Origin of the sequence: Wolbachia endosymbiont (group A) of Melitta haemorrhoidalis, from assembly GCF_964273365.1 — a bacterium.
Lineage (GTDB): Bacteria > Pseudomonadota > Alphaproteobacteria > Rickettsiales > Anaplasmataceae > Wolbachia > Wolbachia pipientis.
This window is the reverse complement of record NZ_OZ187004.1, coordinates 219,226-230,052: the sequence shown is the minus strand read 5'-3', so window position 1 is coordinate 230,052 and position 10,827 is coordinate 219,226. Positions and strand designations below refer to the sequence as shown.

General features: G+C 36.1%; 9 protein-coding genes and 2 pseudogenes. 7 read left to right on the top strand and 4 right to left on the bottom strand.

Annotated elements, in window-relative coordinates:
• Positions 1-331: 331 nt before the first annotated feature.
• Both ACICPZ_RS01150 and ACICPZ_RS01145 read right to left on the bottom strand, forming a co-directional pair.
• Positions 332-844 (bottom strand): hypothetical protein, encoded by a 513-nt coding sequence (locus ACICPZ_RS01150; RefSeq protein ID WP_006279733.1) that lies wholly within the window; start codon positions 842-844, stop codon positions 332-334.
• A gap of 95 nt (positions 845-939) precedes the next feature.
• Positions 940-4,029, bottom strand: a complete 3,090-nt coding sequence (locus tag ACICPZ_RS01145) for a phosphoribosylformylglycinamidine synthase subunit PurL (protein WP_264374082.1) — start codon at positions 4,027-4,029, stop codon at positions 940-942.
• Positions 4,030-4,128: 99 nt separating this feature from the next.
• Here ACICPZ_RS01145 and ACICPZ_RS01140 point away from each other — a divergent pair, with 99 nt between their 5' ends.
• The gene (locus ACICPZ_RS01140; protein WP_264329429.1) at positions 4,129-6,927 is read left to right on the top strand and encodes a WPE palindromic element domain-containing protein; all 2,799 of its coding nucleotides are present in this window, start codon (positions 4,129-4,131) and stop codon (positions 6,925-6,927) included.
• A 3-nt stretch (positions 6,928-6,930) separates the two neighbouring features.
• Positions 6,931-7,032 carry a splicing factor 3B subunit 2 gene (locus ACICPZ_RS01135; protein WP_264374083.1) on the top strand — a complete coding sequence of 34 codons (102 nt, stop codon included), beginning with the start codon at positions 6,931-6,933 and terminating at the stop codon, positions 7,030-7,032.
• A gap of 20 nt (positions 7,033-7,052) precedes the next feature.
• On the opposite strand, the gene ACICPZ_RS01130 is transcribed toward ACICPZ_RS01135, so the two are convergent.
• On the bottom strand, positions 7,053-7,655 hold the full coding sequence (locus tag ACICPZ_RS01130) for a transposase (protein ID WP_209472971.1): 603 nt from the start codon (positions 7,653-7,655) through the stop codon (positions 7,053-7,055).
• 63 nt (positions 7,656-7,718) lie between these two features.
• Between ACICPZ_RS01130 and ACICPZ_RS01125 the strand changes: the two genes are divergently transcribed.
• From ACICPZ_RS01125 to ACICPZ_RS01105, 5 genes and pseudogenes are all read left to right on the top strand, one after another.
• Positions 7,719-8,551 (top strand): IS5-like element ISWpi1 family transposase gene (locus ACICPZ_RS01125; RefSeq protein WP_209472412.1). Its coding sequence is split into 2 segments (ribosomal slippage): positions 7,719-8,088 and positions 8,088-8,551, totalling 834 coding nucleotides; the frame shifts between segments, so codons are not numbered across the junction.
• A gap of 89 nt (positions 8,552-8,640) precedes the next feature.
• Positions 8,641-9,021 (top strand): helix-turn-helix domain-containing protein, encoded by a 381-nt coding sequence (locus ACICPZ_RS01120; protein ID WP_007549224.1) that lies wholly within the window; start codon positions 8,641-8,643, stop codon positions 9,019-9,021.
• A gap of 42 nt (positions 9,022-9,063) precedes the next feature.
• Positions 9,064-9,354 carry a transposase gene (locus ACICPZ_RS01115; protein ID WP_395462131.1) on the top strand — a complete coding sequence of 97 codons (291 nt, stop codon included), beginning with the start codon at positions 9,064-9,066 and terminating at the stop codon, positions 9,352-9,354.
• A 52-nt stretch (positions 9,355-9,406) separates the two neighbouring features.
• Positions 9,407-10,170, top strand: a protein-coding gene (locus ACICPZ_RS01110; RefSeq protein ID WP_156518237.1) for an IS5 family transposase whose coding sequence is annotated in 2 segments (ribosomal slippage) — positions 9,407-9,761 and positions 9,761-10,170 — 765 coding nt in all. Because the reading frame shifts where the segments join, the coding sequence is not laid out codon by codon here.
• 17 nt (positions 10,171-10,187) lie between these two features.
• Positions 10,188-10,343 (top strand): annotated as a pseudogene (locus ACICPZ_RS01105) (transposase); the annotation flags it as partial.
• Positions 10,344-10,371: 28 nt separating this feature from the next.
• Here the strand turns inward: ACICPZ_RS01105 and ACICPZ_RS01100 are convergent.
• A pseudogene (locus ACICPZ_RS01100) lies at positions 10,372-10,755 on the bottom strand (DUF6444 domain-containing protein); the annotation flags it as partial.
• Positions 10,756-10,827 lie beyond the last annotated feature (72 nt).

Here is a 10,827-nt window from a genome sequence, read left to right as displayed (position 1 = left end):
GTTTTAGCGTAAGACAACTACCTTTAGCTCATCAGCTCAGTTATAAGCAAAATTTCTGGATTCCAGACTGGAATGACACCATTTGCTGTGCAATTTACCTTCAAAAATGAATGTTCGTACAGCTATGTGTCAAGCACTGGGATGACACCATTCTTTTTTCTGGATTCCAGTGTCTGGGCACTGGAATGACACCCCCCTGATAGGCTAAAATCATAGTGTTTGTACAGTTGTGGGTTTAGGCTACCTATAAATTCTAAACTGTTGTTACGTATTAGGACCACCAAATACACCCCCAGGACCCAAAGTCAGTTTAGCTATATCAGAAAACAGGTTATGTGGAAATCTTAAAATACTTCTTGTTCGCCAAGCAAAATAAATACATTCCTACAAACAAGCAGATGCTCAATACTGACACATAAGAAAACTTAAAAATTAAATCTCTAATGTATATTGATAAGCATTTACCTGCAGAAAATTTGTATAGTAATCCAACACATACAACGGCACTATCAACCACTGATGCTATAATTAAAGTAATGAAATTTGCCATATGAAAATTCAACTTGGACTTCAATTTTTCAAAAATAATTATGCTTGAGAGAAGAGATACTAAAATTGCAGTATATGAAATCAATATCATCAAATTAAAACTTTGCCATTTAAAAACACAACATAGCGCTGTACACACTATTAAGTTGTACGTAGCTTTGCTTCTGCCATAAAATTCAACCATTGAATTTACAACTAAAGCAGCTCCCACAAATAAGGCAGCACATATCATCAATTTATTTGAAGTGTTGAGTAAAGAAAGACTGATAAACAGGAGTATCGATAAAATAGACATAATTACCTACCCAAAATTAATAACATACATTCATTCTAAATAAACATTACATATAGTAAAAGAGTTATTTAGCATAATAAGAAAAATATTTTATATTAGCATGCCACATCTTTCAGATCTACTTTTAAAACATCCTTTATGTTTAGCACCTTTTTCTCTGTTACTTTGCCAATACATGAATAAACTGCACCTTCAAACAATTCTTCAAACCTCTTCTGATTTTGTGGTGCAATAGTAACCAAAATTCTACTTTGCGATTCAGAAAACATTATTATCTTGTTTATTATGTCTGTATTTTGTATTTTTCCTATTGGCACTAGTGAAAGATCGATTTCAGCACCAAGGTCTCCTGCAATTAGCGATTTTGCCAGAGCAATAACTAATCCGCCTAAGTTTGGTGCAATTGCAGAGGCAATTATGCCATCTTTTATTGCCTGGTTGTAACGCTCATACAACTTCCTAGCGCTCTTTGCATCAACTTTTGGTACGTTGTTATTACCTATTCCACTATATAACTGATATTCAGATCTACCAAGTTCATCAAGTGTTTCTCCAAGCACATATATCAAGTCCCCTGGCATTTTTACATCAAGCGATACCGCATTTTCAATATTTTCTATAATTCCAATTGCTGAGATGAGTAATGAAGGTGGTGCAGAGATTATCACTTTCTCGCCATTTTCATCATATCCCTTGAAGTCATTGAACATACTGTCTTTTCCGGATATGAATGGTGTTTTAAATGCAGTTGCGAAGTCGTAACAAGCCTCTGCAGCTTTCTTTAGTTGCCACAACCTTTCTGGATTATAAGCATCACACCAGCAAAAATTGTCGAGCAACGCTAGATGATTTATATTTCCTCCTGCGGCTACATAGTTGCGTATCGCGGTGTCAATTGCACATGCTGCCATGTGGTAGGTGTCAATTTCTCCATAACTTGAGCCAAATCCTTGCGATTTTACAACACCTTTATTTGAAGAAAGAACAGGCCTTGAGACAACAGCTTCACTGCACACTCTTCCTTTGCCTTGCAGTGGTTTCAGTATTGACGATCCTTGAACCTCATGGTCATATTGCACCACTATAAACTCTTTGCTGCGTATGTTTGGTCTGCTTAGCATTTCTTTTAGTTCAGTCTCTTGATTTACTGTGTTGTGTGCTGGAATGACAGCAGGCTCCTTAGACCACGGCTTTGTTTGTAAATGCACTTTGGGATTACCGTCATGCAGAAATTCAGTTTCGATGTCCATTATTACTTTCCCTTCAGGACATTTAACAACAGCTTTACCACTCTCATTAAACTCTCCAATCACACAAACCTCCACATCATGTTTTTTCATGATTTGCTTGAACATAGGGAGATTTTCTTCTGGCACTGCTAAGGTCATTCTCTCTTGTGATTCTGATATCCATATTTCCCACGGAGCCATACCATCGTTTTTAAGGAGAACCTTGCTCAAATCAACTTCAAATCCGTCTTTTCCCATTTCACCAATAGACGACGACAGCCCACCTGCTCCGTTATCCGTTATTGCATTATAAAGATCAAGATCTCTTGCTTTTATGACGGCATTGGATAATTTTTTTTGTGTTATAGGGTCACCAATTTGCACAATTGTTGAAGGGCTATTTCCCGATAAAGCCTCTGAAGAGAACGTTGCACCGTGAATTCCATCTCTTCCAACTCTTCCGCCAATAATTACAATCTTATCGCCATTTTTTGGTCCTTTAATGTGTGAAGGTGCATTATTTATATTGCGTGGAATAATTCCAATGCTTCCGACAAAAACTAATGGCTTGCCACAAAATCTATCGTCGAAATATACCGATCCAAGTTGTGTTGGAATACCAGAGCAATTACCAGCAACATTAACACCGTGAATCACTTCTTTCATTATATATTTTGGCGGTAAGATCTCATCAGTGCGCTCTTTATCCCTATAAAATTTGCCTTTTGCTTCTTTGGCAAAGCAAAAGTAATAGGTATTCATTATAGGCTCTGCGCCTTTCCCGAAACCCACTATATCGCGATTAACTCCAAGCACTCCGGTCATTGCTCCACCAAATGGATCAAGAGCTGAAGGGCTATTGTGAGTTTCAACTTTATCTACAATCAAGTAATCGTCATCAAAAATTATTCCTCCTGCGTTGTCGGAGAAAACTGACACGCATATGTCAGAATTTATCTCACGCGTTGCACGCTTAATATAATGAGCATATAGACCGTCTTTTATTTCATCAATAGGGGAGCAAAAAATATTGTGTTTACAATGTTCAGACCAAGTCTGTGCCAGAGACTCAAGTTCAATATCATATGGATTTCTACCAAGTTTTTTAAAGTAATCCTTTATAGCTTTCATTGCTGCCAGCGAGAGCCCTAAAGTGCCATTACCATCGATTCCATCTCTGCTGATTTTCTCAAGTTCTTGGTCACTTACATTTAAATCAACAGATTTAGCCCCATTACTACTTGATATCACTCCAGTGCTCTCTTTTGTCATCCCAGCCTTTTTTTCTGTCATCCCAGTGCTTGACACTGGGATCCATTCTTTTTTTTCCTGGTCACGCGCTGGAATGACACCGGAGTGGGTATTTAATGACTTATATTTACCATAATATTTCCAGCTATAGTTATTATTTTCTTTACAGATAAGTGTGCAATACTCAGTGATGGGGTTGAACTCTTGTTTTATATCATCTTCGGTTGGTAAATCTCCTTGACTTAGAATCAATTTTGAACTTCTTGCTTTGATCTCAATTGGTGTCATTCCAGCGCGTGACGCTGGAATCTGCGTTTTCTCTTTCTGGATCCCAGTGTCAAGCACTGGGATGACAAAAGAAGGGGCTGGGATGACAGGCTGGTCGATATAGCCTTTGCTTATTAAATACTCTCTAACAATTTGTTTCACTGTGTTGCCTACATTATCGGTCATGCCAGGTAGGAAGCTTATTTCCAAGCCCCACTTTGCTTGTGGTTCTATGAAATCATACGGAACTTCTTCAAGGTTTTCATTGTAGGAATAATAACGGCAGTCTTGTATGACTTTATTATAAAATAGCCCGCAAATTTCTTCATATAATTTGGATGGTAATCCTTTGCGTATGTAAATCGAGTAAACGTTGACTAACCATCTGCGGCCAATTTGCTCGCATTTATTTAAAACTTCTATTCTAATGTTTGCCATGTAATGTTATAAAAAATTTTAATATATAATAGCATACAAGCACGTTTATATTTTGAATAATTTCTATACAATAAAATATTGTATTAATTGTTACTGTTAGTGGGAAGAGTTTTTACCGTTAATGTGGATGAATCTCTTTTTGATGTGCTGGTTCAGCACATATTTTCTGAATATGAAAGAGAAAAAATTCCTGAAGTAAAAATCATACTTCCTTGCAAGAGGGATGTGATAGCGCTGCTGAGTGCATTCAAGAATCATAACGCTAAAAAATGCATAATTTTGCCAGAGATAGTTTCGCTAGAGAATATTGATGAGGAAGATTTAATATTAAATCTTGATAGGGTTAAAGTTATCAAGCCAACAAAAAGGACACTGCTACTCATTCAATTCATATTGGAGTGGAATAGAAAAAATAATGATAATTTTCCAATTGATTTAGCTTATAGCCTGCCATCACTGCTTGATAAAATTCAATCTACCCAAACAACGGATTGTTATCAATTTGATGAACATTCAAAAAAAATAGAGAATTTCATAAGCTTACTCACTGAGACTTGGAGTAAAACTTTAAAAGATTTAGAAGTAGTAGATATATTAAAACATAAGAGTGATTACATAAACAATATGATAATCTCTTTACAAAAAGACCAATATATAATCTTTGTTGGAATTGGAAAGGATAAGTCGTTAATTAGGGCTATATATGATCTGCCATTTGGAAAAATAATTTTGCCTAACTTGAATTTGAAAATTAAAGAGAAAGACTGGAAATCGCTTGATAAAAAACATTATCAATATTGCCTGAAAGATCTGCTCGATTATTTAAAAGTGGATAGAAGGGATGTTAGTTTTCTGCCAGAAGCGTGTTCTCCAGTGCCCAGACACTGGGATCCAGAAAACTTAACTTTAAATGAGCGCACCAGGTGGCTGTATAATGAAAACTGGATCCCAGTGTCAGCTACTTGGATGACAGAAGAAAGGGCTGGGATAACAGGAAGTCCTGAGGAATATCTAGATTACGTCTTTGATACAACTGCCGATCTAAGCAAAGTTAGTAGTGGACATGTTGGCAATATTGAAGTCATCACTTGTGATTCCAGAGAGGAAGAAGCACAAGTGACATCATTAATTATAGAAAATGAAGGTTATGAAAACATTTCTTTGGTCGTCTTTGATAAATTACTTGCAGCTCGTATAGCATGTTTATCAAGGCAACACAGTGCCATACCGGAAAATTACCCTTATATAACGCTTCTGCTTTATAGTATCGAAGTTTTGACCTCAAATTGGAGCAGTGTGTCATTACTTTCGCTCCTTAAACATAGGCTAGTGACTTTTGGTTACACTCAAGAAGAGTACACTCGGATTTTATCTGAATTTGAAATAGAGATATTACGCAACTTTAGTACAAATGGTCTGAGCGATATTATAAATGCTATCAATGCCCATAAAAAGCTAAAATACAAAGAAGATATATTACTTATTATCAGTAAGTTAGAGGTTATATTTAATCCTTTACTTCGTTCTATAAATTGCTCTATTTTCGATGTGGTAGCAACTCATTTGCAGTGTATTAATATATTATCTGGTATAAATTTTTCAGAGCTAAATAGTGAAATAGGTAATTTTACCTGTAATTTCTCAAATGCATGTGAGGGTGTAGGAATTAAATGCTCCTTAGAGTTATATAGCCAAATTCTGACCTTATTTTTAGAGAAAGAGTTTTTCTTTGTAGCAAGTGACTTGAATAAATTCAGCTTATATCACAACAAAGTTGTAATACTTGCTGGATTTAATGAAGCGCCAAGCTTTCAAAGTCCGCTTTTGAATGCACTTACGAGAGAAAAATTTAATCTTCCTTCTGCGCAAGAAGAGCAGGGGTATTTTTTTTATACTTTACACAATTTGTTTTGTGCAAGTAAGGTTTATATTACAAGATCGCTAAGCCATAGAAAGCCAATTCTATTGCAGCGTTTGGAAATTCTACTCAAGGAGGGGAAGCAGCCGTATCGTGATTGGCTAAGGATATTAAATACGCCTGAATGTACTGTTCCATGTACTCAGCCTATGCCAAAACCTCAAACCGAAGTTAGAAAAGAAAAAATGCAGGTGATGTCTTGCAGTGCAATAGAAAAGCTAATTCGTAATCCTTATTCATTTTACGTTGAATATATACTGGGTCTTAAACAATTAAGAGACTTGAATTTCAAGCCATCGATATTGGAATTTGGCACTATGGTACACAACATTCTTGCAAGATATTTACGCAACAAAAAATCGCCAATGAGCATTGCACGAAAAGCATTCTCGACTAGTCAGTTTAATTTTTCAAATATGTGGTGGGTAAGACTGCAAAGGATAATTCAATCTTTTGTCGAATTTGATGAAACTCGAAGCAATTATGTTGAGTTGGAAAAGAACTTTTCCTGTCCGATATTTCATATTCCAGCGCGTGACACTGGTTCTTGTGATCAGTATGAAACTGCTTGGATGACAAATAAGCCACAAGAAATTTCACTGATAGCAAGATGTGATAGAGTTGAGTATCTACCAAGTGGGCAAGTGGCAATTATAGACTATAAGCTTGGTACACCACCTTCCAATGAAGAAGTAATGTCGGGATTTTTTCCGCAATTAATTTTACAAGCCTTAGCGGTAGAACATATAACAAAAAGAGAAGTCTCAGAACTTGCTTATTGGAAACTTGATTATGATAAAATAAAAGTTATTTCTATACAAAATTATAGATACAAAATGCAAGAATTAAAAAATGATCTGCCTGGTTTTTTATCTAACTATTTAAGTAATTCCACACCCTTTATTGCCTCTCCATATTTTGATAAATTCCTGAGATTTAACAGCTATAAACAGCTAGAAAGGGTAGGAGAGTGGTTGTAAATGGTGTCATCCGAGTACCTGACACTGGTTTCCATCCAAAAGGGTGTCATCCCAGTGCCCAGACACTGGGATGGCTTTGTTGCATCACACTTTATGAGATGGTGATTTATGGTAAATTCATGTAACTATCTCAAATTTAGCCATACCAATATCAGTGAATTTATTAAGCAAATAGCATTTAGTTCTTTTTCTCGATTTATCTCAGATTTATTCCTAAAACTAAATCCGAATATTTGCTTTAATCTTGAGAAAAACCCTTCAATATAAGATCTTTTCCCATAATTTACTTCTTTTTTCCATTCTTTCATGCCATCTTCACCGTATAATTTTATTAACCTAATAGCAGCATTCCTGTCAGACATATAATCTATTTCTGGATGTTCTGCCGCATTGTTTATTGGTGGAATTTTTGTCTTTATATCATATTCGTTACACAACTTATAAAACTTGTGCCTATCACATGCTCTATCTGCATATAGTGCTTTTATGGCATGCTGAAAATCAACTTCTTTTAGCAAATCACAAGCTCCATAGTGATCAGAGTAGACACCGTTACTGTATTTTACAGCTATGGCTTTTTTGTTGTTTATATTCAACATTACGTGCAATTTTCTCGTTTGCTCATAGCCACGATATTTTCTGTCAGTGCTATTTTCCTTGCTGTGACCAGGAGTGTTGTTGTATATACTAATTCCTGTACTGTCTATAGCAATTTCGATATCTTCCATATTAGAGGTTGTCCGGAAACAAGTAAAAGGCTATAATATCTGAAATTTTAGTACGGGGTAAAGATGAGAAAAAAGTATCCAACAGATCTAAGCGAAAGGGAATGGGCAAGAATAGAAAAACACTTCAGAGTATCATACAAGAAAGGAGGAAGGCCGCCAAAGTATAGCAAAAAAGAAATATTAGAAGCAATTTTCTATGTATTGCGTACAGGGTGTCAATGGCGGTATTTACCAAATGATTTTCCGCTATGGAAGACTGTGTATGAGCAGTTCAGGCAATGGAAGAAGCAGGGAATTTTTGAGAAAATGAATTATGAAATTACAAAATATAGTAGAAGAAAAATAGGAAGGAATGAGCAGCCGAGTGCCTGTATAGTAGATAGTCAATCTGTAAAGACTACAGAAAAGGGGGGATCAAAGGCTATGATGGAAGTAAAAAAGTAAAGGGTAGAAAAAGGCATATAATTACAGACACTCAGGGTTTTATACTAGGTTGTTACGTAGGCGCTGCTAACGAAAATGATAGAGATGGTATTAAAATAGCATTAAACAATATGAGAACAAAATATACTAAAGTTAAAAAAATGTGGGCTGACATGGGATACCAAGGAAGAAATTTAAAGAATCACATAAAGGAAGAATATGACATAGATATTGAAATTGTTAAAAGGCCTCCATGTAGATTTTGGGTGCACAAAGATACGCCACCTGAGCTACTACCAACAAGAGAACAAGGGTTTAAAGTACAGCCAAGAAGATGGGTTGTAGAAAGGACTTTTGCTTGGGTTAATAGGAATAGAAGGCTATCGAAGGAGTATGATTTACTCACAACATCCACTGAGAATTTCATATACCTAGCTATGAGTAGGGTTATGTTAAAGAGGGAATATGCTTGAATTTACTAGTTTCCGGACAACCTCTTATAGCTCTTTCCATAAAAGTCCGGATGTGATAGGATAAGGGTAGATGATGATAAGGAGGTTGAATGCCAGCAGCATATAGTTATGATTTAAGAAAAAAAGCAATGGAAGCGCTAGACGAAGGAGAAAGCAGAGAAACAGTGGCAGCAAGATTTAAGATTGGACGAACTACTTTATGGGAGTGGCAGCAAAGAAGAAAAGAAACAGGAGACTTTCAATCAAAAAAACTTGGAAATGGGGGTTACAATCACAAAATTACCGACTGGGATACCTTTGCCAAATTTGCCAGAGAACACGGAGGAAAGACTCTATCGGAAATGGCTAAACTTTGGAACAACGTTAGTATCCAAACGATCTATCGAGCCCTTAAAAAAATTGGATTTACGCGCAAAAAAAGACATATGGATACAAGGAAAGAAACGAAGAAAAACGTGCTGAATTTTTGAAAATTATAGCGACAAAAGAACCTAAAAACTTAGTGTATATAGATGAGTCTGGCATTGATAACACCGAACTACGGATATTGCCAGAAAGGACAGCGGTTTTATGCCTTAAAATCTGGAAAGAAAACTCAACGAATCAGTATGGTTGCAGCCTTAAGTGGAAGAAAGATAGTTGTTCCGTTAACCTTTGAAGGCCACTGTAATATGGATGTTTTTAATGGATGGTTTGAGCAATTTTTGACACCGATCTTGGAACCTGGACAGACTGTCATTCTTGACAATGCTACTTTTCATAAGTCTGATAAGATTATCGAGCTTGCTAAGAACCTGTCTTGAAAGGGAATAAAGAAAAGAGTATGATGAGGTAAGCAAAAAATAGGAGGGTAAATTGTATCCAAGTGATATAAGTGACAAGGAATGGGAAATTTTAGAGCCCTATGTTGCACAAGGAGCGATAGGACGACCAAGAAAACATAACATCAGAACAATTATTAATGCAATAAGGTATATAATGAGGGGTGGTTGCCAGTGGAGAATGCTACCAAAGGATTTTCCCCCATGGAAAACGGTGTATGACTATTTTATCAGGTGGCGTAATAATGGAAAATTGAAAAAAATACATGACATGCTAGTAAAAGAGGTAAGAAAAATGGTTGGTAAAAATGAAACACCTTCAGTAGGTATAATTGACAGTCAATCAGTGAAAACGACTCAAAAAGGGGATCAAGAGGATATGATGCCGGTAAAAAAATAAAGGGTAGAAAACGCCATATTATTGTAGATACACTAGGTCTTGTAATTACTGCAGAGGTACACAGCGCAAGCATTCAGGATCGTGATGGTGCTACCAATCTTTTTATTCAAGCTAAATGCAAAGCTCCAACATTACGTAAGTTTTTTGCTGATCAAGGATACAAAGGTAAATTACAAAATCGATGTTTGTTGGAAACTGGATGTTTGCTAACGATTACCAAGAAATTGGTTGATACAGGATTTCAGGTTATTCCTAAACGTTGGATTGTAGAACGAACCTTTGCTTGGCTTTCCAATTTTAGACGCATGAGCAAGGATTACGAGCATTCTCCTCTTACTTCAAAAAACAATATCTTATTTAATATGATTACTTCTATGCTTACTAAATTAGCTGCTTAACTCCTTTCAAGACAGGTTCTAAAGGGGTTGGTGCAGAAATTTTGTATCTGCCGCCTTATTCTCCAGATTTCAACAAAATTGAGCATCATTGGTTTGCTATAAAAAACAGAGCCAGGAAAAACATTCCTCTATTCGAATCCTTTCGTCGTGCTGTTGATTCTGCCTTCCTATGACCTGTTCGGACTATTATGAGAAATGCTATACTACATAAGGCCTAATTTCCGGAAGATCAACTTTTTGGTGAACATAAGGTTTTTCGCATATTACAAGCTCTCCTCCGCATTCGCAAATATTAGGCAACTCTATTTTTACTACTTTATCCGCTTCCATTGTAGCATGAAAATTTCCTTTATGCCCAACCTGATCGCCAACATTCCTTTCGCTTTTTGGCTTGTCCTTTTTTGTTTTGTACAATTCTTTAGAGCTCGGTAGAGATGAATTTTTCGAGTTTAAACCAAGCCTTTCCTCTAATTCAGCGTTCTCTATCTTTAAAGCTTTATTTTCTGCTTTTAAGTTTTCTATCTCTGCTTTCAGTTTTTCTATTTTTTGCTGTAAATTTTTGCAAAGTTCTAAAAGGTTTACCACATTACCTCACTTTTGCTCTATGATTATCTTTTTAGATCACTTTGTCTACCTTATTCTACCACTCCGCTGAAC

Coding starts and splice junctions, on each gene's coding strand:
- ACICPZ_RS01145 (WP_264374082.1), bottom strand. CDS start 4,029: ATGGCAAACATTAGAATAGAAGTTTTAAATAAATGCGAGCAAATTGGC.
- ACICPZ_RS01120 (WP_007549224.1), top strand. CDS start 8,641: ATGCCAGCAGCATATAGTTATGATTTAAGAAAAAAAGCAATGGAAGCG.
- ACICPZ_RS01130 (WP_209472971.1), bottom strand. CDS start 7,655: ATGGAAGATATCGAAATTGCTATAGACAGTACAGGAATTAGTATATAC.
- ACICPZ_RS01150 (WP_006279733.1), bottom strand. CDS start 844: ATGTCTATTTTATCGATACTCCTGTTTATCAGTCTTTCTTTACTCAAC.
- ACICPZ_RS01115 (WP_395462131.1), top strand. CDS start 9,064: ATGAGTCTGGCATTGATAACACCGAACTACGGATATTGCCAGAAAGGA.